This window comes from Microbacterium sulfonylureivorans, assembly GCF_003999995.1.
Classification (GTDB): Bacteria; Actinomycetota; Actinomycetes; order Actinomycetales; family Microbacteriaceae; genus Microbacterium; species Microbacterium sulfonylureivorans.
Genome location: NZ_RJAD01000003.1, coordinates 447,746 through 473,279, shown reverse-complemented (window position 1 = coordinate 473,279; position 25,534 = coordinate 447,746). Strand labels below are relative to the sequence as shown.

The 25,534-nt window shown below is 70.5% G+C and carries 18 protein-coding genes, 1 tRNA gene and 1 other RNA gene; 15 read left to right on the top strand and 5 right to left on the bottom strand.

What is annotated here, in order from left to right:
* Positions 1 to 37 precede the first annotated feature (37 nt).
* Both EER34_RS15655 and EER34_RS15650 read left to right on the top strand, forming a co-directional pair.
* Positions 38 to 619, top strand: a complete 582-nt coding sequence (locus tag EER34_RS15655) for a hypothetical protein (RefSeq protein WP_127476356.1) — start codon at positions 38 to 40, stop codon at positions 617 to 619.
* A gap of 8 nt (positions 620 to 627) precedes the next feature.
* Positions 628 to 1,860, top strand: coding sequence for a site-specific integrase (locus tag EER34_RS15650; RefSeq protein ID WP_127476354.1), 1,233 nt, complete (start codon positions 628 to 630; stop codon positions 1,858 to 1,860).
* A 398-nt stretch (positions 1,861 to 2,258) separates the two neighbouring features.
* Here EER34_RS15650 and EER34_RS15645 read toward each other — a convergent pair.
* The 4 genes from EER34_RS15645 to EER34_RS15630 form a co-directional block, all read right to left on the bottom strand.
* Positions 2,259 to 2,343: transfer RNA gene (locus EER34_RS15645), tRNA-Ser, on the bottom strand.
* Positions 2,344 to 2,369: 26 nt separating this feature from the next.
* Positions 2,370 to 4,646 carry a transglutaminase TgpA family protein gene (locus tag EER34_RS15640; protein WP_205791688.1) on the bottom strand — a complete coding sequence of 759 codons (2,277 nt, stop codon included), beginning with the start codon at positions 4,644 to 4,646 and terminating at the stop codon, positions 2,370 to 2,372.
* Positions 4,633 to 5,880 (bottom strand): DUF58 domain-containing protein, encoded by a 1,248-nt coding sequence (locus EER34_RS15635; protein ID WP_127476352.1) that lies wholly within the window; start codon positions 5,878 to 5,880, stop codon positions 4,633 to 4,635. Before EER34_RS15635 ends, EER34_RS15640 begins: the two co-directional genes overlap by 14 nt.
* Before the next feature lie 34 nt (positions 5,881 to 5,914).
* Positions 5,915 to 6,919, bottom strand: a complete 1,005-nt coding sequence (locus EER34_RS15630) for an AAA family ATPase (protein WP_127476350.1) — start codon at positions 6,917 to 6,919, stop codon at positions 5,915 to 5,917.
* A 160-nt stretch (positions 6,920 to 7,079) separates the two neighbouring features.
* Here EER34_RS15630 and ffs point away from each other — a divergent pair.
* Positions 7,080 to 7,176, top strand: an RNA gene (ffs, locus tag EER34_RS15625) — signal recognition particle sRNA small type.
* Here the strand turns inward: ffs and EER34_RS15620 are convergent.
* A complete protein-coding gene (locus EER34_RS15620; RefSeq protein WP_127476348.1) occupies positions 7,171 to 7,869 on the bottom strand; it encodes an NUDIX domain-containing protein in 699 nt (232 codons plus the stop codon). The two genes, ffs and EER34_RS15620, sit on opposite strands and share 6 nt — an antisense overlap.
* Positions 7,870 to 7,960: 91 nt before the next feature.
* Between EER34_RS15620 and pta the strand changes: the two genes are divergently transcribed.
* The 12 genes from pta (at position 7,961) to EER34_RS15560 (ending at position 25,504) form a co-directional block, all read left to right on the top strand.
* On the top strand, positions 7,961 to 10,096 hold the full coding sequence (gene pta, locus EER34_RS15615; RefSeq protein WP_127476346.1) for a phosphate acetyltransferase: 2,136 nt from the start codon (positions 7,961 to 7,963) through the stop codon (positions 10,094 to 10,096).
* 2 nt (positions 10,097 to 10,098) lie between these two features.
* Positions 10,099 to 11,325, top strand: a complete 1,227-nt coding sequence (locus EER34_RS15610; protein WP_127476344.1) for an acetate/propionate family kinase — start codon at positions 10,099 to 10,101, stop codon at positions 11,323 to 11,325.
* A 29-nt stretch (positions 11,326 to 11,354) separates the two neighbouring features.
* The gene (locus tag EER34_RS15605; RefSeq protein WP_127476498.1) at positions 11,355 to 12,146 is read left to right on the top strand and encodes an HAD family hydrolase; all 792 of its coding nucleotides are present in this window, start codon (positions 11,355 to 11,357) and stop codon (positions 12,144 to 12,146) included.
* Positions 12,143 to 14,659 (top strand): glycoside hydrolase family 65 protein, encoded by a 2,517-nt coding sequence (locus EER34_RS15600; RefSeq protein ID WP_127476342.1) that lies wholly within the window; start codon positions 12,143 to 12,145, stop codon positions 14,657 to 14,659. The genes EER34_RS15605 and EER34_RS15600 overlap by 4 nt, the downstream gene beginning before the upstream one ends.
* Before the next feature lie 43 nt (positions 14,660 to 14,702).
* Complete coding sequence (locus EER34_RS15595) at positions 14,703 to 16,862, top strand: DNA polymerase III subunit gamma and tau (protein ID WP_127476340.1); 2,160 nt, start codon at positions 14,703 to 14,705, stop codon at positions 16,860 to 16,862.
* Between the two features lie 3 nt (positions 16,863 to 16,865).
* Complete coding sequence (gene recR / locus EER34_RS15590) at positions 16,866 to 17,459, top strand: recombination mediator RecR (RefSeq protein WP_127476338.1); 594 nt, start codon at positions 16,866 to 16,868, stop codon at positions 17,457 to 17,459.
* 78 nt (positions 17,460 to 17,537) lie between these two features.
* Positions 17,538 to 18,470, top strand: coding sequence for a DMT family transporter (locus EER34_RS15585; protein ID WP_127476336.1), 933 nt, complete (start codon positions 17,538 to 17,540; stop codon positions 18,468 to 18,470).
* Between the two features lie 133 nt (positions 18,471 to 18,603).
* Entirely contained in the window at positions 18,604 to 19,890 is a 1,287-nt protein-coding gene (locus EER34_RS15580; protein WP_127476334.1) for an aspartate kinase, read from the top strand.
* Positions 19,891 to 20,030: 140 nt separating this feature from the next.
* Positions 20,031 to 21,101 (top strand): aspartate-semialdehyde dehydrogenase, encoded by a 1,071-nt coding sequence (locus EER34_RS15575; RefSeq protein WP_127476332.1) that lies wholly within the window; start codon positions 20,031 to 20,033, stop codon positions 21,099 to 21,101.
* A gap of 151 nt (positions 21,102 to 21,252) precedes the next feature.
* Complete coding sequence (locus EER34_RS15570; protein WP_276317255.1) at positions 21,253 to 22,728, top strand: malate:quinone oxidoreductase; 1,476 nt, start codon at positions 21,253 to 21,255, stop codon at positions 22,726 to 22,728.
* 26 nt (positions 22,729 to 22,754) lie between these two features.
* Complete coding sequence (locus EER34_RS15565) at positions 22,755 to 24,809, top strand: DUF2207 family protein (RefSeq protein WP_127476328.1); 2,055 nt, start codon at positions 22,755 to 22,757, stop codon at positions 24,807 to 24,809.
* A 41-nt stretch (positions 24,810 to 24,850) separates the two neighbouring features.
* Entirely contained in the window at positions 24,851 to 25,504 is a 654-nt protein-coding gene (locus EER34_RS15560; protein WP_127476326.1) for a thymidine kinase, read from the top strand.
* The last annotated feature ends 30 nt before the right edge of the window (positions 25,505 to 25,534 follow it).

Below are 25,534 nucleotides of genomic sequence, written 5' to 3'. Positions count from 1 at the left end.
CCTTGTCCATCGTTTGGCGGCCTGAGATACTGCCCTCATGGTGGATCTTGCGGTGGCCGACGTCAGCGACAACCGAGTCGAGGTGGCTAGCGGGGTGCGAATCCCGGCAGCGTGGACGGCGATTCTCGAAGGGGAGCCCGATGTTCCCGGCACGATCCGCGTGGACATCACATTCGATCGGCAGCTCGGGCGCAGCGCTGCGGCTCTCGTCAGCGTCGGACGCAAGGCGGAAGGCGATGAAGTGACGAGCCTCACACTTCGCGAAGTACGGGTTCAGTGGGCAGTGCAGGCGACTGGCCTGATGGTTTCCACAGTGTCCACCGATACCGACCACTCCGAGTCCGGCGCGGCGTACCTTAAGCGCATGCGCGACCGAGCCGAGCGGACGACGGACGAGATGATCGCCGACGCGGCGACCATTTATCGCCTGGCGGCGGCGGTGAGCATGCCGCCTTTGAAGACTGTCGCCGACAATCTTCACGTGAGCCAGAGCACCGCGACACGGCTCATGAATCGCGCGCGCGTGGGCGGACTGGCGGAAGGCATCAGGTTGCCGAGGGTTGATGCCACCGGACCGGTCGTCGGCGCACCAGGGCCGACAGGGCCGTCGATCGGCTGAGGAGAAGCATGATGGCTCGACGGGTGAATCACGAAGGCACGCTGTCGCAGTACGCGACGCCCTCGGGGGAGATCCGTTACCGCATCGCCTACTGGGTCGTCCGTCCGGACGGCGAATTGGTGCGCCGCTTCCGCCGTGGTTTCGAAACCGAGCGGCTGGCGCGAGAGGCGCTGGCCGACCTTCAGGTCGACATCCGCCGAGGCGCTCACGTCGAGGAAACTCGCGAGACGCTGAACGCCTATTCGGCGAAGTACTTCGACGGGCTGCGGGTGCGTCCCACAACTCTCGCCGGCTACCGCAAGCACTACCGCGTCCACGTCGAGAATTCGTCGCTCGGGCGCACGCCATTGTGCGACGTGTCGAAAGACCAGCTCAACCGCTACTACCGGCAGCTCGAGCGTGACGGACGGAAGGACCGCGGGCATTTCGGCGAACCGCTGGGCCCTGCGACCATCCGCCACGTCCACGTGCTGGTGTCTCAGATCCTGCAGCATGCGCTCGAAGACGGTCTCATCAGGCTGAACCCGGCCAAGCGTGCGTCGCCGCCAACGAAGATCGATGCGGCGCCGCCGGAGATGATGACCTGGTCGGCCGAGGACGCTCGGCTCTTCCTGGAATGGTCCCAGTCCACCGGCGACTACCTCTGGCTCGCCTGGCTGACGCTGCTCGGCACAGGGATGCGCCGCGGTGAGATCCTCGGTGTCCGATGGAAAGACGTCGACCTCGAGAACAACGTCATCACGATCGCGCGAGCGATGTCGTACGTGAAGGAAGCGGGGAAGAAGCCGATCATCGACTTCCGTCAGACCAAGAGCGGTCGCGTGCGCAACGTCGACATCGACGCGCGGCTGGCTCACGCGCTGCGAACGAAGCGGGATCTTCTGCGGGCTGTCGCGCCCGAGCTCGCTCGCGGCGAGCAGCTGATCTTCTGCAACAGGTTCGGTCGGCCGCACAACCCCACCCAGTTCTCGCGGCAATGGCGAGAGCGAGTGAACTCAGCGGCTGACGCGCATCCCGATCTCGACCGGCTCCACCTCCACGAGCTCCGGCACACGCACGCGACACTGCTCCTGCGCGCCGGTGTGCATCCGAAGATCGTCTCTGAGCGACTCGGGCACGCCGACATCCAGACCACGCTCAACACCTACTCGCATGCGGTCCGCACCCTACAGCGCGGCGCCGCCGACCTCGTGGGGGAGCTGCTGGCCCCCGTTCAAGTCGAGGCGATCTCAACGACCTAGGTCCGCAGAGCCTCAGACGGGTCCTTTCTCCGATCTCAGCCAATCAGCGATCGGGCGGGGCGAAGTCCCGGGACCGTGGAATACCGGAGTCGCGAAGCGCCGAGGATATGCCGTCGAAAGCCCGGGACGCAGCGCTGCTCGATCGCTATCCTCTCGCCGCGGAGAAAGAGCCAGCGCGCGTCGGCGTGCTCGATTTCGACTCAGAGTCGTGTCCGAAAACCGCTAGCTCCAGTCGTGTCATGAGCCAGCCATGTCGCAACAGGCCAGTTCCACACGATTCGCGAACCGCGGAAAATCAGGCCTCTGGAGGGGCCGAAATCGGCGTTAACTGTGCCAGTAGGTGTGTCACGCGACCTGGACAGACGAAAAACCCCTTGAAAACACTGGGATCGGAGCGGCGGAGGATAGGGGATTCGAACCCCTGAGAGCTTTCACTCAACACGCTTTCCAAGCGTGCGCCATAGGCCACTAGGCGAATCCTCCGTGGCCCCGGAGGGCCGCAGACCATCCTACCTGGTCGCGGGAGCGCCTCCTGCGTACACGCTTCCCGGGCGGACGATGAGTGACCGGGGGGCGATCACGGCCAGGATGCGCCGGGCGGCGGGCGCGGTGGAGAGGAGCTCGGCGCGCACCTGGGTGGCGGCATCCAGTGCCGCGTCGCCCATCCAATAGTCGCGGCCGCCGGACGGAGCATACGACGCCCGTTCGATCGCGGTCGCGAGGGTGTGCATGGCGTCGGGCGAGACGCCGTGCTCGGCGATCAGGCGCTGGGCGAATGCACGCGGGCTCTCACTGGCCGGTACCGCGATGCCGACGTCGATCGCGGCATCCTGCACGATCGTCCACGCCGACGCCGCATCGCCTCCGCGCGCGGCGACCGTGAGCTGGCGGCGACGAAGCTCTCGTACGAGGAAGGGCAGGGCGAGCAGAAGCAGGATGAGCAGCACGACCCCGAGCGTGGGGAGCGGGTTCACCCCGCCGAGCGGCGTGCCGGGCAGTGCCTCGTCGCGCGGATCGATCGGTCCGTTGGGGCCGGCCTCGGTGCTCGCCGAGGGTGTCGGCGTGGCACCGGGTGTCGCCGAGTTCGGATCGTCGGGGTCGCCGGGCAACGCGGACGCGGGCGAGAACTGCGTCGGCACCCCCAGCCCGGCTGTCGGTTCGAACGGGATCCACCCGACCTCTTCGAAATAGACCTCGGGCCATGCGTGCAGGAGCGAACTCGACACGGAGTACACGGTCTGCTCCTCGAACACGTCGGTCGTGGCGACGCCGGGAAGGTACCCCACGACGATCCGCGAGGGCATGTGGAGCGTGCGCGCCATCAGTGCGAAGGCGGACGCGAAGTGGATGCAGTAGCCCTCCCGCCGATCGAGGAACTCCGCGACGGCCTCGGCGCCGCTGCCGTCGAATCCGTCCTCCACCGGTGCGTCGAGCGAGTAGCGGAATGCGCCGCCGCGGAACCACTTCTGCATCGCGATCAGCCGGTCGTAGTCGTTGGTGGCGTCTGCGGTCACCTCCGCGGCGAGCTGGCCGATGATGTCCGGAGTCCCCGGAGGCACCGACGTCGTCTCGTCGCGCAGCTGAGGACCGCCCGCGGTGTCGGCGCGGATCTGCTCGAGCGTCGGACGCGGCTGATGCGAGACCACCGTGTAGGTCTGGCCCTGTGTCGTGCCCGACTGAGAGATCACCGTCCGGTTGTAGGGCACCGCGCCCCACCGCCCGTCGAGCCCCGTGACCTCGACCGCCGGGTAGGAGATCGGCAGCCACAGCGATGCGAGGTTCACGACCTCCACATCGGTCGTGTACTCCGACACCCGCACGTCGTCGGTCACGCTCACGGCGCCGAGGCCGAACTCGCTGTCGAGGGGCACGGTGCGCACGCGGTCGGGCTCCCACACGCCGCCTTCGAATCGCGACAGCGTCGTGGCCCGGAGGTAGGGCGGCGCCGGCGCGTCGGTGCGCACCCGCAGCACCTCGACCTCCTCCGGACGACGCAGGTCGTCGCCGAGCTGGAGGGTCGCATCGATGCCCGGGCCCGGCCCCAGGCCGGCGCCGGCGCGCACGCCGGGCTGAGGGAGGAGGGGGGTGGCCACGACGGCGACGACGACGGCGATCGCGCCGATGCCGACCGCGGTGGCGGGGACGCCGGCGGTGCGCTCGGATGCCCGCTCCAGCGGGCGCTCGCGCGACCGCGTCTCCGCGCGGATGAGGAAGAGGATCGCGACGGCGAGGAAGACGAACGCCATGACGTCGACCTGGCGGGGAACCGCGATCGCCGGGATGAGGGACACCGTGACGATGCCGATCGACGCGAGGAGAGGCATCCGTGCGGTCAGCACGACGTGATCGACGATGATCGCGAGCAGCCCCATGGCGCCGACGATGAGGAAGGCGAGGGCGGGACCGTCGTCGAGCGGTGCGGCGCCGAGGATGATCTCGCTCATCGCGTCGTCGATGAGCTCGGGCACCGCCCGGATCGTCTCCGGCGTCGGCACCACCCACAGGAGCGCGGTGTCGCGCAGGAAGACGCCGGTCATCACGGCCACCCACACGCCGGCTTCGATGAGGCTCACCGCGACCGCCGGCAGGCGGAAGCGCCGCGCCCCGTAGCCCGCGGCGAGCACGAGTGCGGCGATCACGACGGAGCCCAGGAGCCACCCGCCGGGCTTGACGACCCGCAGCACCGGCAGGAGCGCAGCGATGAGGGCCGCCAGGAGCGCGAGCGTCAGCACCCGTTCGCCGCCGCGACGACCGGTGCGCGGATCCAGTGCGTCAGGCGCCGACATGGCTCACCCCCCGCCCGACGGCGTTGCCCCACGCCGCGGCCAGGTCGCCGTCCGGATCGATCGCGCCGACCCGCCAGCCGTGGTCTGCGGCGCGATCGAGCGCGTCTCCGATCGGAGACACGGAGAACAGCATCGGCAGGGTGCTGTGATGAGCGACCGGAGCGATCGCATCGGCATCGGACGGGTCGAAGCGCCCCACGATGACGATGACCGGGCCGGTCATGACGCCCGCGAACAGTCGCGTGAGCCGGGCGAGACTTTCGTCGCGCCGTGCCGTGAGCGTGGCGAAGTGGGTGAGCATCCCTTCGACCTCGGCCATGTCTCCGCCGTCGATGCGCTCGGCGAGCAGGGTGCCGTCGGAGTCGAGGACCTCGACCGCGTAGCCGTCGTGGACGAGCCGGGCGACAGCGGACACGCAGGCCGACACCGCCGCCTCGAAGCCCGGGTCGGTCCCCGGCGCCTGCATCGCCTCCGTCGCCCAACGCAGCACGCCGCGGTCGAGCACCACGCTCGCCTCGGGGGTGGACTCCTGCTCCTCCTGACGCACCATCAGCTCGTCGCGATGGGCGGTCGCGCGCCAGTGGATGCGGCGCATCGAGTCGCCCGGCGCGTACGGGCGCGCGACGAGATTGTCGGCGCCCTGGCCGAGCTGATTCGTGGTGGTGTGGAGCGTGCCGCCGGTCTCGCCCGCGAAGTCGGTGAGCGGGGGCAGGTCGACGAGGGCGGGTGCGACGGTGACGGGCGTGCGCTCGCCGAAGAGCGTCCGCCGCCGCGCGAGCCCGAACGGGTCGGTCGAACGCACCGACAAAGGGCCGATCGAGTGGATGCCGCGCCGGGCGCCCGTGAGCGAGTAGGACAGATCGACGACCCGCTCACCGCCGCGGAGACCCGAGCCGAGCGCCGGGAAGACGCCGTCCGCCTTGCCGCGAAGCCCCTTGGGGAGCGTGTCGTGCCAGGTGCCCGGAGGCGTCGGGACCGCCGTGCGGACGCCGACCCGGACGGTCACGGTCGAGTCGCGGCCGACGGTCACGACGTCGGGCGCCAACGAGCGGGTCACGACGTCGGAGCGACGGGTCAGATAGAGCGAGGCGATGCTCGCCCCGATCACCGCGAGCAGCAGGATTCCGAAGTACATCAGCTCCGCGATGCCGAACTCGTTCGCCACCACGAAGCACGCGATCGCGAGGATGAGCGCGCCCGTGCCGCGAACGGTCAGGGGCCACAGGCGTCTCATCAGGATCTCCGTCACTCGCCGGTCATGCCGGCCGTCACTGACGGGGCGCGATGGGCACGCGCACGCTGGAGGCGATCCGCTCGAGGATCGTGGCGATCGCGTCCGATGCGCCGCGGGCGCGGGCACCGCCGGCCGAGCGCGTCGGGATGAGCCGGTGCGCGAACACCGGGGCGAGGAGGGCGGTGACGTCGTCGGGGATGACGAAGCCGCGCCCGTCGAGCGCGGCCCACACCTTCGCGGCCCGCACGAGCTGGAGGGTCGCTCGGGGGCTCGCGCCGAGGCGGAGATCGGAGTGGATGCGAGTCGCGTGGGCGAGGGCGACGGCGTAGTCCTCGATCGGCGGCGCGACGTGCACGGACCGGGCCCACGTGACGAGGTCGGTGATCTGCGCGGCCGAGACGACGGCGGCGAGCTGGTCGAGCGGGTTGAGCGTGTCCCGCTGACGCAGCATGAGCGCCTCGGACCGCTGGTCGGGGTAGCCCATCGAGATGCGCATCATGAAGCGGTCCCGCTGCGCCTCGGGCAGCGCGTACGTGCCCTCCATCTCGAGCGGGTTCTGCGTCGCGACGACCAGGAACGGCTCGGGGACGTAGTGGGTGCGACCGTCGACGGTGACCTGACGCTCCTCCATCGCCTCGAGCAGAGCGGACTGGGTCTTGGGGGAGGAGCGGTTGATCTCGTCGGCGATGACGATGTTGGCGAAGATCGCGCCCTGCTTGAACTCGAACTCGCGCTCGACGGGGTTGAACACGCTCACCCCGGTCACGTCGCCGGGGAGCAGGTCTGGCGTGAACTGGATGCGGCGGACCGTGGCATCCACCGAGGCGGCCAGCGCCCGCGCCAGCATCGTCTTGCCGACGCCCGGAACGTCCTCGATGAGGAGATGCCCCTCGGCGAGGAGGCAGACCAGCGCGCTGCGGACCGCTTCCGGCTTGCCGTCGATCACGCTGCCCACGGCACCGAGGATCGCGTCCGTCGTGCGTGCGAAGTCCTCTGCGGTGAGCGCAGCCGAAGCCTCGGTCGTCGCGGTATCGGTCATCGCGCCCTCCCTGGCCGCCCGTTCGGGCGGGTGAGCCGGTCAAGCGGGCCACATCGCCCGCCCACCCGTTGATCGTAACAACGGACGGGCCGCCGCGGGCCTGGGAGATCACTGCATGGTCATCGCTGTCGGCGACCGCTCACGACCGGGTTAGACTGGTGTCAGCTCTCCGCGAGGCGGCATCCAGGCCAATTCCCCCAGGACGGAAACGTAGCAAGGGTAACCAGGCTCTGCCGGGTTCGCGGAGAGTCTTAAACTTCCGGGCGGAATGCCCGATCCGCGCGTCGGTGCGCGAAGGGGCCGTCCAGGACCGCCCACTGCAGCAGCATGATCGTCTTGGCGTCCTGGATGCGCCCGTCGCGGATCATCCCGAGCGCCTCCTCGATGTCGGGCTCGAGCAGCTCGATGTGCTCGCCCTCCTCGGCGAGTCCGCCGCTCTCGCCGGAGCGGGTCGAGCCGTCGTACGGCGCGGCGAAGAAGTGGATGCGCTCGGTCACGGACCCGGGGCTCATGAACACGTCCCAGACGTGCTCGAGCTCGCCGATCTCGACACCGGTCTCCTCGGCGGCCTCGCGCCGGATGGCCGTGGCCGCGTCGTCCTCGTCGAGCAGGCCGGCGGCGGTCTCGACCAGCATCCCGTCGGGATGCCCGTTGACGTAGACGGGGTAGCGGAACTGCCGCGTGAGCAGCACCGTGCGCCGTGCCGGGTCGTACAGCAGGACCGTGGCGCCGTTGCCGCGGTCGTAGGTCTCGCGCTGCTGCGTCTCCCACTCGCCCGAGGGGGCGCGGTACTCCAGCGTCGTGCGTCGCAGCACATGCCATCCCGCAGCGAGGAGCTCCACATCCGTCACCCTCACGTCGGGGTTGCGGTCGAGCGCGCGCCCCTCCTGATCCAGTCCCGTGCGGCCGCGGTGATCTGGCACGTCGATGCCGGGGCGAGGGGCGCTCATGCGGGTGAGCCTAGCCCGGCCGCCGCTATGGGCTTGCTGTGCGAACGGCCGTCGCCTGGCCGGGGCATCCTGCCGCCCATAGGCTGGACGCGTGGCGCACAGCATCTTCATCACGTCGGCGGAAGGCCACTCGGGGAAGTCCACGGTCGCGCTCGGTGTGCTCGATGCACTGAGCCACGCCACTCCCCGCGTGGGCGTGTTCCGCGCGATCGCGCGCTCCACCGTCGAGCCCGACTACGTGCTCGAGATGCTGCTCGACCACGACGGCGTCGACCTGCCGTACGACGAGTGCATCGGCGTCACCTACGACGACGTGCGCCACGATCCGGATGCCGCGCTCGCCGTGATCGTCGAGCGCTACAAGGCCGTCGAGGCGCAGTGCGACGCCGTCGTGATCCTCGGGAGCGACTACACCGACGTCGGCAGCCCCGCCGAGCTCGCGTACAACGCCCGGATCGCCGCGAACCTCGGCGCCCCGGTGCTCCTCGTGCTGGGCGGTCGCTCGGCCCAGAGCCAGACGCAGCCCGAGCAGCTGGGCTCGTCGCTCCCGCGCACGTCCGCCGAGATGGGGCAGATCGCCGACCTCGCGCTCACGGAGCTCGCCCACGGCCGGGCCGAGCTCTTCGCCGTCGTCGCGAACCGCGCCGAACCGGCCGATGCCGACGAGACGATCGCCGCGATCCGCCGCTCGGTCCAGGCGTCCGTCCCGCCCGAGAAGGCCGATGTGCCGGTGTGGGCGATCCCCGAGGACCGCTTCCTCGTCGCCCCGTCGATGCGCGGGATCATGCGCTCGGTCGGGGGCGAGCTGCTCTCGGGCGACCCGGACCGGCTCACCCGGGAGGCGCTGGGGGTCGTCGTCGCAGGCATGTCGATGGTCAACGTGCTGCCGCGCCTGCTCGAGGGCGCGGTCGTCGTCATCCCCGCCGACCGCTCCGAGGTGCTGCTCGCGACGCTGCTCGCGAACGCGTCGGGCACGTTCCCGTCGATCTCGGGCATCGTCCTCAACGGCGGCTTCGAGCTGCCCGAGCCGATCACGCGCCTCCTCGACGGACTCGGCTCCAACGTCCCGATCATCACGACCGACCTCGGCACGTACGAGACCGCCGCGCGCATCATGGGCACGCGCGGCCGGCTCGCGGCCGACTCGCAGCGCCGCTACGACACGGCGCTCGCGATCTTCGAGCAGAGCGTCGACACCGACGAGCTGCTCGCGGCGTTCGGCGTCGCGCGCGCGACCGTGGTGACGCCGCTCATGTTCGAGTTCCAGCTGATCGAGCGCGCCCGCGCGCAGCGCAAGCGGATCGTTCTGCCGGAGGGCGATGACGACCGCGTGCTGCGAGCCGCAGCGACGGTGCTCAAGCGCGGCATCGCCGACCTGACGATCCTCGGTGAGCCCTTCGAGGTGCGCGCCCGGGCGATCGAGCTCGGCATCGACATCCAGGGCGCCGAGGTGCTGTCGCCCCTCGACGCGGTGCACGTCCACAAGTTCGCCGAGGAGTACGCCCGGCTGCGCGCGCACAAGGGCGTCACGCTGTCGCAGGCCGCCGACACCGTGACGGATGTCTCGTACTTCGGCACGATGATGGTGCACCTGGGTCTCGCCGACGGCATGGTCTCGGGCGCCGCGCACACGACGGCGCACACGATCCGGCCGGCGTTCGAGATCATCAAGACGAAGCCGGGGGTCTCGGTCGTGTCGAGCGTCTTCCTCATGGCGCTCGCCGATCGTGTGCTCGTCTACGGCGACTGCGCTGTGATCCCGGATCCGACGTCCGAGCAGCTCGCCGACATCGCGATCTCCTCGGCGGCCACCGCCGCGCAGTTCGGGATCGACCCGCGCGTCGCGATGCTGTCGTACTCGACCGGGGAGTCGGGCTCGGGCGCCGAGGTGGAGAAGGTCAGGGATGCCACGGCCCTCGTGCGCGAGCGGGCGCCCGAGCTCCTGGTGGAGGGCCCGATCCAGTACGACGCCGCCGCCGACGCCGCGGTCGCCGCGGCGAAGATGCCGGGTTCCGAGGTGGCGGGTCGCGCGACGGTGTTCGTGTTCCCCGACCTCAACACGGGCAACAACACCTACAAGGCCGTCCAGCGGTCGGCCGGCGCCGTGGCGATCGGACCCGTGCTGCAGGGCCTCAACAAGCCGATCAACGACCTCTCGCGCGGCGCGCTGGTGGACGACATTGTGAACACGATCGCGATCACGGCGATCCAGGCGCAGGGAGAATGACGGTGTCGCTCGTCCTGGTCGTCAACTCCGGCTCGTCGTCGTTCAAGTATCAGCTGATCGACATGGAGGGCGAGTCCACCCTCGCCTCGGGGCTGGTCGAGCGCATCGGCGAGCCGATGGGCCGCGCGACGCACACCGTGGTCGCGCCGCCGTCGGACGGCCCGGCGCCGACCATGCTGAACGCCACTCACACGCGCGAGCTGCCGATCCTCGACCACACGGCCGGGTTCCAGGTCATGCTCGACGCGTTCGCCTCCGACGGCCCCGCCCTCGCCGACCGGCCTCCCGTGGCCGTCGGGCACCGCGTCGTGCACGGCGGCGCCCGGTTCTTCGAGCCGACCCTGATCACGCCCCTCGTCGAGATCAACATCGACGAGCTCTCCGTCCTCGCGCCGCTCCACAATCCCGCGAACCTCGCCGGCATCGTCGCGGCGAAGAAGGCGTTCCCCGACGTGCCGCACGTCGCGGTGTTCGACACGGCGTTCCATCAGACCCTCGCTCCGCACGTGTACACCTACGCGATCGACGCGGGGATCGCGGCATCCCACCGCATCCGCCGGTACGGGTTCCACGGCACCTCGCACAAGTTCGTCAGCGAGGCGGCGGCCGCGTTCCTCGGGCGCCCGCTCGAAGATCTGAGGCAGATCGTCTTCCACCTCGGCAACGGCGCGTCCGCGACCGCGATCGACGGCGGCCGGTCGGTCGAGACGTCGATGGGGTTCACCCCGCTCGAGGGGCTCGTGATGGGCACGCGCTCGGGCGACCTCGACCCGGCCGTCCTGTTCCATCTCGCGCGCCGCGAGGGCATGTCGATCGACGACCTCGACGATCTCCTCAACAAGCGGAGCGGGATGCTCGGGCTCGCGGGATCCTCGGACCTCCGCGACATCCGCTCGGCCATCGCGGACGGCGACGAGCAGGCCCTCCTCGCCTACGAGGTCTACGTCCACCGCCTGCGCGCCTACGCCGGTGCGTACCTCGCGCAACTCGGCGGCGCCGACGTGATCTCGTTCACCGCCGGCGTCGGCGAGAACGCTCCGCTGGTGCGCTCCGCGGCGCTGGAGACCCTCGGCTTCGCCGGGGTGGAGATCGATCACGAGCGCAATCTCGCGCCGGGCCGCGGCATCCGGATCATCTCGACGGATGCCTCGGCCGTCACGGTCCTCGTCGTCCCGACCGACGAGGAGCTCGAGATCGCCCGCCAGACCCTGAGCGTCGCGCGCTCGTAACCTGCCGTCGCTACCCTTTGGAGGTGCCCATGGACGCCCTGCCCGATCTGACCGCCTACGACGCCGTCCTGTTCGATCTGGACGGCGTCCTCACTCCCACCGCCGAAGTGCACATGCACGCCTGGCAGACGATGTTCGAGGAGCTCTTCGCCTCGTGGGGCATCGCACCGCCCTATACGGAGCGGGACTACTTCGACCACCTCGACGGCAAGAAGCGCTACGACGGCGTCGCCGGCCTGCTGCGCTCGCGCGACGTCGAGGTGCCGTGGGGCGACCCGTCCGATCCGGTGACCGCCGACACCGTGTGCGGCATCGGCAACCGCAAGAACGTCGTGTTCGAGAAGGTGCTCCGCGACGAGGGCATCGCCCCGTACCCCGGTTCGCTCGCCCTGCTCGACGCGCTCGCCGCAGCGGGGACCGAGGTGGCCGTCGTGTCGAGCTCGAAGAACGCCGAGGAGGTCCTCGCCGTGGCGGGCATCCGCGATCGGTTCCGCGTCGTCATGGACGGCGTCATCGCCGAGCGCGACCACCTCGCCTCCAAGCCCGCGCCCGACGTGTTCGTCGAGGCCGCGCGGATGATCGGGGTCGATCCCGCGCGCAGCGCCGCCGTCGAGGACGCGCTGAGCGGGGTCCGCTCCGCCGCGTCCGGGGGCTTCGGCCTCGTCGTCGGAGTCGACCGCGGCGCCGGTGCCCAGGCGCTGCGCGATGCCGGCGCGCACGTCGTCGTCGAAGACCTCGCCGAGCTCGTGCCCGCAGTCGGCGCGGCATCGGGCCCCTCCGTCCCCGGATCACCGACCAGCACCGAGGAGAGCACCGCATGATCGATCGCGACCGGTTCCCCGTCGATCCCTGGCGGCTCGTCGAGACGGAGTTCGATCTCGACGACACCGGGGTGACCGAGACCCTGTTCGCCGTCGGCAACGGCTACCTCGGCATGCGCGGGAACCACCCCGAAGGGCGGCACGCGCACGAGCACGGCACGTTCATCAACGGGTTCCACGAGACGTTCCCGATCCGCCACGCGGAGCAGGCGTACGGGTTCGCCGAAGTCGGCCAGACGATCATCAACGCGCCCGACGCCAAGGTCATGCGCGTGTACGTCGACGACGAGCCGCTGTCGCTCGACGTCGCCGATGTGCGCGAGTACGAGCGCGTTCTCGACATGCGCGACGGTGTGCTGCGCCGGCACGTGCTGTGGACCACGCCGTCGGGCAAGGACGTGCGGATCGAGTACGAGCGGATGGTGTCGTTCGAGGAGAAGCACCTCTCCGTCATGACGGTGGACGTCACCGTGCTGAATGCCGACGCCCCCGTCACGGTGAGCTGCCAGATCCTCAACCGCCAGGACGGCGAGGACGTCTACGGCGGCACGCCGACCGCTCCGAAGCGGGCCGGGTTCGACCCGCGCAAGGCCGACCGCATCCAGGAGCGCGTGCTGCAGCCGCAGGAGTACTGGCAGGACCGGCTGCGCTCTGCTCTGTCGTACCGGGTGACCGATTCCGGCATGACGATCGCCGTCGTCGCCGACCACCTCGTCGAGACCGAGAACCCGTACACCGCGCGCACGCTCATCGAGCCCGACATCGCCAAGAACGTGTTCCGCGTGCAGGCGAAGGCCGGTGTGCCGGTGCGGGTGACGAAGCTCGTCAGCTACCACACGTCGCGCGGCGTGCCGGCGCGAGAGCTCGTCGACCGCTGCCGGCGCACCCTGGACCGGGCCATGACGGTCGGCGTCGAGGCGGTGCACGTGGAGCAGCGCGCCTGGCTCGACGGCTTCTGGGAACGCTCGGACGTGCGGATCGGCGGACACGACGACCTGCAGCAGGCGACGCGGTGGTGCCTCTTCCAGCTCGCGCAGGCGTCCGCCCGCGCCGACGGACAGGGCGTTCCCGCCAAGGGCATGACCGGCTCGGGCTACAGCGGCCACTACTTCTGGGACACCGAGATCTACGTCCTGCCGTTCCTGGCGTACACGACGCCGCTCTGGGCCCGCAATGCCCTGCGCATGCGGTACCTGATGCTTCCCGCCGCCCGCAAGCGCGCGTTCCAGCTCAACGAGCACGGCGCGCTCTTCCCCTGGCGGACGATCAACGGGGAAGAGGCATCCGCCTACTACGCGGCCGGAACCGCGCAGTACCACATCAACGCCGACGTCAGCTTCGCGCTCGCGAAGTACATCCGGGCGACGGGCGACAGCGAGTTCCTCTACCGCGAGGGCGTCGACATCGCCGTCGAGACCGCACGCCTGTGGGCCACGCTCGGCTTCTGGCGCACCGTCGACGGCGCGGGGGAGGAGAGCTTCCACATCCACGGCGTCACGGGCCCCGACGAGTACACGACCGTCGTCAACGACAACCTGTTCACGAACGTCATGGCGCGCTTCAACCTCCGCTTCGCCGCCCGCACGGTGCGCGAGATGGCCGAGGTCGACGGCGAGGTCTATCGCAAGATGGTCGACCGCCTCGGTCTCGACCCGGCCGAGCCCGAGGGGTGGGAGAAGGCCGCCGAGGCGATGCACATCCCGTTCAGCCCGGCGCTCGGCATCCACCCGCAGGATCATGTGTTCCTCGAGCGGGAGATCTGGGACCTCGAGAACACGCCGCCCGACAAGCGGCCGCTGCTGCTGCACTTCCACCCGCTGGTGATCTACCGCTACCAGGTGCTCAAGCAGGCGGATGTCGTGCTCGCGCTGTTCCTGCAGGGCAACCACTTCTCCGACGAGGACAAGCTCGCCGACTTCGAGTACTACGACCCGCTGACCACCGGCGACTCGACGCTGTCGGCGGTGGTGCAGGCGATCCTGGCCGCCGAGGTCGGCTACCAGGACCTCGCGCTGGAGTACTTCCGGCAGTCGATCTTCGTCGACCTCGCCGACCTCCACCACAACGCCTCCGACGGCGTCCACGTCGCCTCCGCGGGCGGGGTCTGGACGGCGCTCGTGGCGGGCTTCGGCGGCATGCGCGACCATTTCGGCGAGCTGTCGTTCGACCCGCGCCTGCCCGCGGACTGGCCCGAGCTCTCGTTCGTGCTCCACTGGCACGGCACGCGGCTGCAGATCACGATCACGCGCGACGAGCTGACGGTCGCGGCATCGGACGGCGATCCGGTCGGCTTCAGCGTGCGCGGCATGGGCTACGTCGTCGGCGCGGGGGAGACGGTCTCGGTGCCGCTCGACGGGCAGGGCCATGTCATCCCGGGCCGGCCGACGCTCGGCCAGCTCACCGACGTGCGGCGCGAGGACGGCTCGTACCTCTCGGCCTCCGTGCCGACGGTGACCTCGTCGATCCCGATCATCGTCGGGGCGGCGGACGTCGAGCACGGCGCGGACGCGTGATCCGGGCCCAGCCGATGTCACACGCACGTCGTAGGCTGTGGGGGTGACCACAGCCCTCTATCGCCGCTACCGACCCGAGTCGTTCGGCGAGATGATCGGGCAGGCTCAGGTCACCGAGCCGCTCATGACGGCGCTGCGGAGCGATCGCGTCGGGCACGCGTACCTCTTCTCGGGCCCGCGCGGCTGCGGCAAGACGACGTCGGCGCGCATCCTCGCTCGCTGCCTCAACTGCGCCGAGGGGCCGACCGACACCCCGTGCGGGAAGTGCGACAGCTGCGTCGAGCTCGGGCGCGGCGGGGGCGGATCCCTCGATGTCGTCGAGATCGACGCCGCCTCGCACAACGGCGTCGACGACGCCCGAGATCTGCGCGAGCGCGCCGTCTTCGCGCCGGCGCGCGACCGCTTCAAGATCTTCATCCTCGACGAGGCGCACATGGTGACGCCGCAGGGCTTCAACGCGCTGCTGAAGCTCGTCGAGGAGCCGCCCGACCACGTCAAGTTCATCTTCGCGACGACCGAGCCCGAGAAGGTCATCGGCACCATCCGCTCGCGCACGCACCACTACCCGTTCCGGCTCGTCCCGCCGGGCGCCATGCTCTCGTACGTCGAAGAGCTCTGCACCCAGGAGGGCGTCGAGGTCGAGGCGGGCGTGCTGCCGCTCGTCGTCCGCGCCGGTGGCGGTTCGCCGCGAGACACGCTCTCCCTCCTCGACCAGCTGATCGCCGGGTCCGAAGAGGGCGGGGTCCGCTACGAGCGCGCGGTGTCGCTCCTCGGCTACACCCACGCCGAGCTGCTCGACGAGGTCGTCGACGCCTTCGCCGCCGGCGACGCCCAGGGCGCCTTCGCTGCGGTCGACCGGGTGGTCCAGACCGGCCAGGATCCTCGTCGGTTCGTCGACGATCTGCTCGAGCGCCTGCGCGACCTCATCGTGGTCGCCGCGACGGGCCAGGGCGCCGCAGCCGTGCTCCGCGGTGTCTCGGCCGAAGATCTCGTGCGCATGAAGGGCCAGGCCGACTCCTTCGGCACCGTGCGCCTCTCGCGCACCGCCGACCTGGTGATCGCCACGCTCGACGACATGACCGGCGCCACCTCGCCCCGCCTCCAGCTCGAGCTCATGGTCGCCCGGGTGCTCGCCAGGGGAGCGGATGCCTCTGCCCCCGCAGCGCCCGCCTCAGTGCCCCCGGCTGTCGCCGCGGCCGCCCCCGCTGCGCGAGCGGCCGAGGCGCCGACGCGCACGGTCGAGACGTCGACGCGCGGCACGGAGACGGTCTCTGCCGCACCCTCCGCGCCTGCCGCAGCCGCTGCTCCTTCCGCGTCTGTGGCTCCTTCCGCACCGTCGGCTCCGGCCACGGCTGCCGAGCCGGCGGCCGAACCCGCCGCGGCGACACCGGCCGCGCCTCCCGTCCCGGCCGGCCCCGTCACGCTCGCACGCATGCGCGACGCGTGGGCGGAAGTGCTCGGCCGCCTCGAAGACATCAGTCGAACCTCCTGGCTCCTCGCGTCCAACGCCGAGGTGGCCGGCCTCGACGACGACGTCCTGACGCTGTCGTTCGCGAGCCAGGCCGACGTCGCGAAGTTCAAGCAGCGTGCCGCCGGCGGCGGGCCCAGCGAAGACCTGCGCCAGGCGATCCTGGCGGTGCTCGGCATCCGCGTGAAGTACCTCGCCAAGTTCGACGGCGACGGCACCGGCGGTCCCGCGTCGGCCACCGCGCCGGCGGCTCCTCCCGCGCCCGCGCGCGCCATCGGCGGCGGATCGGCCCCGGCCCGCGCCGCCGCGCCGTCCTCGGCCGCACCGGTCACCGAGTGGGCTGTCGCGCCGATCCCGACCGACGCCGATGCGCCGCCCCCCGACCCCGGCCCGGCCGCGCTGTCGACCGCCGGCCAGTTCGCTGTCGACGACGAGCCTGAAGACGCCGCGCGGGCACGCATCGCGACGCTCGCACCCGTGCGCGAGGGCGATGTGCTTCGCGCCGCCGACGTCGAACCGTCGATCGAGCCCGACGACGAAGACGCCGCCGCGGCCGACCAGCCGGATGCCGCGGTCGACCGCCCGGTGCCGCCGGTGGTCGCGCCGCCCCTTCCGCCCGTGACCACCATGCGCAACGGCGGGGTCCAGCGCTACGGCGAGGCCGTCGTGCGGCAGATGCTGGGCGCGACGTTCGTGCGCGAAGAGCCGTACGAGCCGCCGACGAGGTTCAACTAGGCCATGTACGACGGCATCGTCCAAGACCTGATCGACGAGTTCGGCCGGCTGCCCGGCATCGGCCCGAAGTCGGCGCAGCGCATCGCGTTCCACATCCTGCAGACCCCGAACTTCGATGTCTCCCACCTCGCGACACTGCTCGCCGAGGTGCGCGACAAGGTGCGCTTCTGCGAGGTCTGCGGCAACGTCACCGAGCAGGACCGCTGCTCGATCTGCCGCGACCCGCGCCGCAACGCATCGCTCATCTGCGTGGTCGAAGACGCCAAGGATGTCGCGGCCATCGAGCGCACGCGCGAGTTCCGCGGGCTCTACCACGTGCTCGGCGGCGCGATCAGTCCCATCGCGGGCATCGGACCCGACGACCTCCGGATCACGCAGCTCATGCAGCGCCTCGCCGACGGCACGGTGCAGGAGGTCATCCTGGCGACGAACCCCAACCTCGAGGGCGAGGCTACGGCGACGTATCTGAGCCGTCTTCTGCACACGCTCGAGATCTCCGTGACACGACTGGCGTCGGGCCTCCCTGTCGGCGGCGACCTCGAGTACGCCGACGAGGTGACTCTCGGCCGCGCGTTCGAGGGTCGCCGCTCTGTCTGACGTCCGCCCTAGATTGGCGGTCGTGCGCATCGTGCCGGCGCGCCTCGCCCTCCAGCCTTGTCCCATGTGGGGAATGACATGAACGCCCTCGTCCCGCGCTTCGACACGCGCGCCTGGATCCTGTTCGGCGCGATGGCGCTGCTGTGGGGCATCCCGTATCTGTTCATCAAGCAGGCCGTCGACTCGTACTCTCCGGCGTCGGTGGTGGCAGGGCGCACCCTTCTCGGCGCGCTGCTCCTGCTGCCCTTCGCGCTGCGGCAGAAGGCGCTGCGCCCCGCGTTCGCGAAGGTCGGCTGGGTGCTCGCGTTCGGCGCGATCGAGATGGCCGGGCCCTTCCTGCTCCTCGGGCACGCCGAGCAGACGCTGCCGTCGGGGCTGACCGGGCTCCTCGTCGCGACGGTGCCCCTGTTCGCGGCGGTCATCGCGCTCGGCGGCGGCGACCGGTCGGTGCTGCGCCCGTCCCGCGCGATCGGCCTGTTCGTGGGCTTCATCGGCGTCGCGATCGTGGTCATGGGCCCCGGGCTCGCCGTCGAGGGCGGCGGTGGGCTCATCGCCATCGGCGAGGTGCTGCTCGTGGCGCTCTGCTACGCGATCGCACCGTTCATCGTCGCCCGCAAGCTCCAGGATGTCCCGTCGCTCGGCACCATCACGATCGCCCTTCTCGCGGTCGGGCTGTTCTACCTGCCGATCGCGCTCCTCACCCAGCACGAGGTGCCCACGATGCAGAGCACCGTCGCCCTCGTCGCGCTCGCGGTGCTGTGCACGGCCCTGGCGTTCATCGTGTTCTTCGCGCTGATCGCGCGCGTCGGGCCGGTCCGCGCGCCGCTGTTCACCTACGTGAATCCGGTCGTCGCCATCGTCCTCGGCACGATCATCCTCGGCGAGGAGATCACGCTGGGCCTGCTCGTCGGCTTCCCGCTCGTGATCCTCGGATGCTGGCTCGCCGCCACCGGGGGAACGATCCGCGTGCGTCCGGCGGCGGGCGATCTGCCGCCCATCGCCCCCGGCTGACGACGCTCCGCGTGCGCGCCGACACATGGCCAGCACAGCATGAGGGCGTCCGTAAGATGGATCCTCGGGCGCGGCATCCGATCGCGCCGGTGACACATGAGTGCCGCGCGGCGGCATTTCCGGGAGTTCGAACGTGGCGCTGATCGTCCAGAAGTACGGCGGATCATCCGTCGCAGACGCGGTGAGCATCAAGCGGGTCGCGAAGCGCATCGTCGACGCGCGCCGCGCGGGGCACGACGTCGTCGTCGCGGTGAGCGCCATGGGCGACACCACCGACGAGCTCCTCGACCTCGCCGCGCAGGTCGCGCCGATCCCCGCGCCGCGCGAGCTCGACATGCTGCTCTCGAGCGGCGAGCGCATCTCGATGGCGCTCCTCGCCATGGCGATCCACTCGATGGGCTTCGAGGCGCGGTCCTTCACCGGCAGCCAGGCGGGCATGATCACGGATGCCACGCACGGCGCCGCCCGCATCGTCGACGTCACGCCGATCCGCCTGCGCGAAGCGCTCGACGAGGGCGCGATCGTCATCGTCGCGGGCTTCCAGGGCTTCAACCGCGACACCCGCGACATCACGACGCTCGGCCGCGGCGGATCCGACACGACGGCCGTCGCGCTGGCGGCGGCCCTCGAAGCCGACGTGTGCGAGATCTACAGCGACGTGGACGGCATCTTCACCGCCGACCCCCGCGTGGTGCCGAAGGCGCGCAAGCTGAGCACGGTGTCGTCCGAGGAGATGCTCGAACTGGCCGCGAACGGCGCCAAGGTGCTGTACATCCGCGCCGTCGAGTACGCCCGTCGTCACGGGGTGCTCATCCACTCGCGCTCGACGTTCAGCTCGGGCGTCGGGACCTACGTGCTCGGCCCGGGGATGACGCTCCCCGACGGCGAAAAGGGAGAAGACATGGAAGAGCCGATCGTCGCGGGAGTCGCGACCGACCTCAGCCAGGCCAAGGTCACGGTCACCGGCGTTCCCGACGTGCCGGGCAAGGCCGCCGAGATCTTCAAGGTGGTCGCCAAGTCCGGCGCCAACGTCGACATGATCGTCCAGAACGTGTCGGCGGCGACCACGGGCCGCACCGACATCTCGTTCACCCTCCCGAAGACCGACGCCGCGACCGCGCTCCGGGCCCTCGCGGGCGACCAGGCCGAGATCGGCTTCGAAAGCCTCGTCCACGACGACCAGATCGGCAAGCTGTCGGTCGTCGGCGCCGGCATGCGGACGCACTCGGGCGTCTCCGCGACCCTGTTCGAGGCGCTGAGCGTCTCGGGCGTCAACATCGAGATGATCTCAACGTCCGAGATCCGCATCTCCGTCGTGGTGCGCGGCGACGACCTCGCCGAAGCCGCACGAGTCGTGCACACCGCCTACGGGCTGGACGGCGACGACGACGCCGTGATCCACGCCGGCACCGGCCGCTAGCAGTTCTGGCGCGAATCCTGCGCTGTCCGGCGGTCCACGGACGGTAACACCGACCGGACCGCGCGCCGTCGTCGGTAGAATCGACCAATCCCGCGCACCGATGGCGTCTGCGCGCCCGCTCCGCAGCAAGGATCGATCTCATGACCCGCATCTCCGATTCAGGACTCTCCGTCGCCGTCGTCGGCGCCACCGGCCAGGTCGGGACGGTCATGCGCGAGATTCTCATCGAGCGCGCCTTCCCGATCCGTGAGCTGAGGCTGTTCGCCACCGCCCGTTCGGCCGGCACCGCCGTGGAGTTCGCCGGCGAGACCGTGATCATCGAAGACATCGCGACGGCAGACCCTGCCGGCATCGACGTCGCCCTCTTCTCGGCCGGCGCGACCGGCAGCCGCGCCCACGCTCCCCGCTTCGCCGAGGCCGGCGCGCTCGTGATCGACAACTCCAGCGCATGGCGCATGGACCCCGACGTGCCGCTCGTCGTCAGCGAGGTGAACCCGCACGCCATCGCCGAGGCCAAGAAGGGCATCGTCGCCAACCCCAACTGCACGACGATGGCCGCCATGCCGGTGCTCAAGGTGCTGGATGCCGAGGCCGGCCTCGAGCGCCTCATCGTGTCGACCTACCAGGCCGTGAGCGGCTCGGGTCTCGCCGGCGCGCAGGAGCTCCTCGGCCAGGTAGAGGGGGTCCTGGCGCAGGGGCACACGCTCGACCTCGTCCACGACGGATCGGCCGTCGACTTCCCGCAGCCTGAGAAGTACGTCGCGCCGATCGCGTTCGACGTCATCCCGCTCGCCGGCAATCTCGTCGACGACGGCTGGAACGAGACCGACGAAGAGAAGAAGCTCCGCAACGAGAGCCGCAAGATCCTCGAGCTGCCCGACCTCCGCGTGGCGGGAACGTGCGTGCGCGTCCCCGTGTTCACCGGGCACTCGCTGTCGATCCACGCCGAGTTCTCGCGCGACATCACCCCCGACCGTGCACGCGAGATCCTCGCCGCCGCGCCGGGCGTGGCGCTCGAGGAGGTCCCGACGCCTCTCCAGGCGGCGGGGACCGACCCGAGCTACGTCGGCCGCATCCGCGCCGACCAGTCCGCGCCCGAGGGCAGGGGCCTGGTCCTGTTCATCTCGAACGACAACCTCCGCAAGGGCGCCGCGCTCAACGCGGTGCAGATCGCCGAGGTCGTGGCGGCCTCGCTCGGCGCACACGCCTGAGCGCGGTATCCGGCGCTTGCGGAACCGTCAAGAACCGCAGGTCTTTCGTGCGTGGAGGACGCCACCGGTCGGTGGCGCTTTCGCGCGCGCCTAGAATTGTCGGGTGACCGAAACGCCCGACGACGCCCTGCCCCATCCCGACGACAGCGATCTGCCCGCGGGCACGGTCGACGTCCTGCTCATCGGCGGCGGGATCATGAGCGCGACGCTCGGGACGCTGCTGCAGGAGCTGCAGCCGACCTGGAAGATCGCGGTCTTCGAGCGGCTCCACGACGTGGCGCTCGAGAGCTCGAACGCGTGGAACAACGCCGGGACGGGGCACGCCGCGCTCTGCGAGCTCAACTACATGCCCGAGGGCAAGGACGGGTCCGTCGACCCGGCGAAGGCGATCTCGATCAACGAGCAGTTCCAGCAGAGCCGTCAGTTCTGGTCCACGCTCGTCGACGAGGGTGTGCTGGATGCCCCGTCCACGTTCATCAACTCCGCGCCGCACATGACCTTCGTGCAGGGTGAGAAGGATGTCGCGTACCTCAAGAAGCGCTACGAGTCGCTGAAGCAGGAGCCGCTGTTCGCAGGCATCGAGTACAGCGAGGACTCCCGCGTCATCAACACGTGGGCGCCGCTGCTCATGCAGAAGCGCCGCAAGGGCGAGCCGTTCGCCGCCACGCGCGTGCCGGCCGGGACCGACGTCGACTTCGGCGCGCTCACGCGACAGCTGTTCGCGCACCTCGCCGAGAACGGCGCCGATGTGCGCACCAACACCGAGGTGCGTCGCCTGAAGCGCCTCGACGACGGTTCATGGCGTGTGAAGTACCGCCGGTCGATCGGCCGCACCCCGGGCGAGATCCGTGCCAAGTTCGTGTTCGTCGGCGCCGGCGGCTGGGCGCTCAAGCTCTTGCAGCGCTCGGGCATCCCCGAGATCTCGGGTTACGGCGTCTTCCCGATCGGCGGCCAGTTCCTCAAGACGACCAATCCCGCCGTCGTTGCCCAGCACAAGGCCAAGGTGTACTCGCAGGCATCCGTCGGAGCCCCGCCGATGTCGGTCCCGCACCTCGACACGCGCGTCGTCGACGGCGAGGCCTCCCTCCTCTTCGGCCCCTTCGCCACGTTCAGCCCCAAGTTCCTGAAGACCGGCTCGCTGTTCGACATCGTCGGACAGGTCCGCCCCGGCAATATCGGCCCGATGCTCAAGGTCGCGTGGGACAACCCCTCGCTCATCACCTACCTCGTCGGAGAGCTGCTGAAGAACCACGCCAAGAAGGTCGACAGCCTGCGCACGTTCATGCCCACCGCGAAGGACGAGGACTGGGAGCTCATCCAGGCCGGCCAGCGCGCGCAGGTCATGAAGAAGGACCCCGACAAGGGCGGCGTGCTGCAGTTCGGCACCGAGGTGGTCACCGGCGCCGACGGCTCCATCGCCGGCCTGCTCGGCGCATCGCCCGGCGCATCGACCGCGGTCTCGATCATGCTCGGGCTCATGAAGACCTGCTTCCCCGGGCAGATCGACGGGTGGGAGCCCCGCCTGCGCGAACTCATCCCGAGCTACGGCGAGACACTGAACGATCGCCCCGCGGTCGCCGACGAGACGCTCACCGAGACGGCGGAGACACTCGCTCTCACGGCGTGACGCCGGCGCCCCCTAAGGTGGGGGTCATGCGGGTCTGGGGGAGCTCGACGCGGCGCACATGGGTGCTCGCGGCAATGCTCGTGCTGGTCCTCGCCGCGGCCGCCGTCGTCGTCGCCGTGCTGCGCGCCGGTGCGGGCGCCCCGCCGTCGTTCGCTGTGCGCGGCTCCGATGCGGGTCGTGCGGCAGCCCAGCTGGCGGCCGACGTCGACGACTTCTCCTTCGACTCGTTCGAGGCCGACTACTGGCTGGTGCGCGGGGTCGGCGGCACCAGCAATCTGCTCACCACCGAGACGATCGTCGCGCGCTTCCCGGAATTCGACCAGAACAAGGGCATGGTGCGCGCCCTTCCACTCGTCGAAAGCGGGATCGGCCTCGGAACGTCCGTGCGCTCCGTCACCGGCGCAGATGACGCGCCGATCCCGTGGTGGACCGAGACCGACGGCGAGTGGCTCTACGTCTTGACGGGCGACGACTCCTACGTCCGTGGCGCGCAGACCTACGTGATCACCTACGCGATGCACGACGTCGTGCTGCGCTACGAGGACACCGACGCCGACGAGTTCTTCTGGGACACCGTGGGCACCGATCACGCTCAGCCCTTCGACGCCGTCACGGCACGCATCCATGTGGCCGAGGACGCTGCCGCCGGGCTGCTCGACGGTCGCGCGTTCTGCTATGTCGGCGGCGCAGGTTCGACGGAGCGGTGCGCCCTCGACGGTCCGCGGCAGGACGGACCGTGGCCCGCCGCCGTGACGGCGTGGGGGTGGACGGTGGGCGCGACCGCCGGTCTCGATCCGGAGGCCACGGCGAGCGGCGTGTCGTTCACGGCGGCCGAGACGGCGCTCGGCCCCGACGAGAACATCACCGTCGCCCTCGGCTTCACGCCGGGGACGTTCGCCGCGCAGACCCCACCGCCTCCGCCCCCGTATCCCTGGTGGCTCTGGATCCTGCCGGGCCTCGCGCTCCTGTCGGGTGCGGGCGGACTGCTCTTCCTCCTGAGCGTCAGGGTCGTCGCGCGACGCAATCCCGACGACGACCCCGTGATCGTCCAGTACACCCCGCCGGCGGACGAGTCCATCACGCTGTCGGCGGGCGTGCTCGACGTGCCGGGTCGCGCCCTCGCCGCGCACGTGGTCGACCTCGCCGTGCGCGACAAGGTCGAGATCCGCGCGACCGGCGACCGCGACGAGCCCGACGACTTCGAGGTCGTGCTGCGCGACCGCGCGGGACTCGGGCATGACGACAAGCGCGTGATCGACACGCTCTTCGGGAAGGAAGCCGGACCCGGCGCCGACATCGATCTCGGCGCGTTCGCGCGCAAGCCCCCGAGCCGCGCCGTCACCTATGTGCGCCGCATCGACGAGTTCACGAAGCAGCGCGGCTATCGCAGCGCCCTGCCGTCGTGGATCGGCGCGACGCGGGGCCTGTTCCAGCTCGGCGGCATCGCGCTCGCCTTCGCCCTGATCTTCTTCGGGGACGGGTTCTTCGCCGTGATGCCGGACGCCGGAGCCCTCGGCGGACTGATCTACATCGCCGCGATCTTCAGCGGATTCTTCGCGGGCTTCTTCCTGCCCTTCATCAGCCTGCCCGCGTCCACCCTCACGCGGGCCGGCGGAGCGCACCGCACGTACCTCGACGGGATTCGCGAGTACCTGCGGCTCGCTGAGGCCGACCGACTGCGGGCAGCGCAATCGCCACGCACGGCCGACCTGGTCTCCGCCGGGACGCGGCCCTACGGCGACGAGCCGAACACTCCGGACGCCGAGGTCGTCAACGTCTACGAGCGGCTGCTCCCTTACGCGGTGCTCTTCGGCATGGAGCGCGAGTGGGTCGACGTCATCCGCGCGGCGACGCCGGTCGCGGCATCCACCGCCCGTCTGTCACTGTTCGACGCGGTGACGTCGGACTCGATCTCGGATGCCTCGCGCTCGATCGGTCGACTCGCCGCAACGCCCGTCTCGAGCGGGCGCTCGAGCTCGAGCGGATCGTCGTCGAGCTCGGGGTGGTCGTCGTCGGGCGGATCGTCGGGCGGAGGCTTCTCGGGCGGCGGGGGAGGCGGCGGCGGGTTCGGCGGGCGGTGAGAGCGGGCGGGAGGGTGCTCGCGACGGGCTACGCTCGGCAGGTGGCAAAACTGTACTTCCGCTACGGGGCGATGAACTCCGGAAAGTCGACATCGCTGCTGCAGGCCGCGTACAACTACGAGGAGCGCGGCCAGCACGTGCTGCTGGCCAAGCCCGAGATCGACACCAAGGGCGCCGATCAGATCGACAGCCGGCTCGGAGTCCGGCGCACGGTCGACTTCCTCATCGCGCCCGACGCGGACCTGCGGGCCTTGTTCGCCGAGCACCGGGCCGCGGTGCGGTCGCGGGCCGAGGACGCCATCATCCCGGAGTCCGCCGCCACGGGCGCCGCGCCCGATGTGGCGTGCCTCATGATCGACGAGGCCCAGTTCCTCACGCGGGCCCAGGTGGACGACCTGCTGCGCATCGTCGTGCTGGATCGCATTCCCGTGCTGGCATACGGCATCCGCACGGACTTCCAGACCCAGGCGTTCCCGGGCTCGCGGCGCCTGCTCGAGCTCGCCCACTCCCTCGAGGAGCTGAAGACGATCTGCCGCTGCGGGCGCAAGGCGCTGTTCAACGCGCGTCTCGTGGGCGGCCGATTCGTGTTCGACGGGGACCAGGTGGCGATCGACGAGATGTCGACCGAGCGCGTCACCTACGAGTCGATGTGCGCGGAGTGCTATCTGCGCGAGTCCGGGGGTCGGGTCGGCTGACCCGCCGTCTCGGGCCGGGCGCGCGTCGCT

Excerpts from the sequence above, each read along its gene's own strand:
- EER34_RS15565 (WP_127476328.1), top strand. The coding sequence starts at position 22,755 with ATGCGGGTCTGGGGGAGCTCGACGCGGCGCACATGGGTGCTCGCGGCA.
- recR (WP_127476338.1), top strand. The coding sequence starts at position 16,866 with ATGTACGACGGCATCGTCCAAGACCTGATCGACGAGTTCGGCCGGCTG.
- EER34_RS15640 (WP_205791688.1), bottom strand. The coding sequence starts at position 4,646 with ATGTCGGCGCCTGACGCACTGGATCCGCGCACCGGTCGTCGCGGCGGC.
- EER34_RS15600 (WP_127476342.1), top strand. The coding sequence starts at position 12,143 with ATGATCGATCGCGACCGGTTCCCCGTCGATCCCTGGCGGCTCGTCGAG.
- EER34_RS15585 (WP_127476336.1), top strand. The coding sequence starts at position 17,538 with ATGAACGCCCTCGTCCCGCGCTTCGACACGCGCGCCTGGATCCTGTTC.
- EER34_RS15605 (WP_127476498.1), top strand. The coding sequence starts at position 11,355 with ATGGACGCCCTGCCCGATCTGACCGCCTACGACGCCGTCCTGTTCGAT.
- EER34_RS15620 (WP_127476348.1), bottom strand. The coding sequence starts at position 7,869 with ATGAGCGCCCCTCGCCCCGGCATCGACGTGCCAGATCACCGCGGCCGC.
- EER34_RS15635 (WP_127476352.1), bottom strand. The coding sequence starts at position 5,880 with ATGAGACGCCTGTGGCCCCTGACCGTTCGCGGCACGGGCGCGCTCATC.
- EER34_RS15575 (WP_127476332.1), top strand. The coding sequence starts at position 20,031 with ATGACCCGCATCTCCGATTCAGGACTCTCCGTCGCCGTCGTCGGCGCC.
- EER34_RS15655 (WP_127476356.1), top strand. The coding sequence starts at position 38 with ATGGTGGATCTTGCGGTGGCCGACGTCAGCGACAACCGAGTCGAGGTG.
- EER34_RS15630 (WP_127476350.1), bottom strand. The coding sequence starts at position 6,919 with ATGACCGATACCGCGACGACCGAGGCTTCGGCTGCGCTCACCGCAGAG.
- EER34_RS15650 (WP_127476354.1), top strand. The coding sequence starts at position 628 with ATGATGGCTCGACGGGTGAATCACGAAGGCACGCTGTCGCAGTACGCG.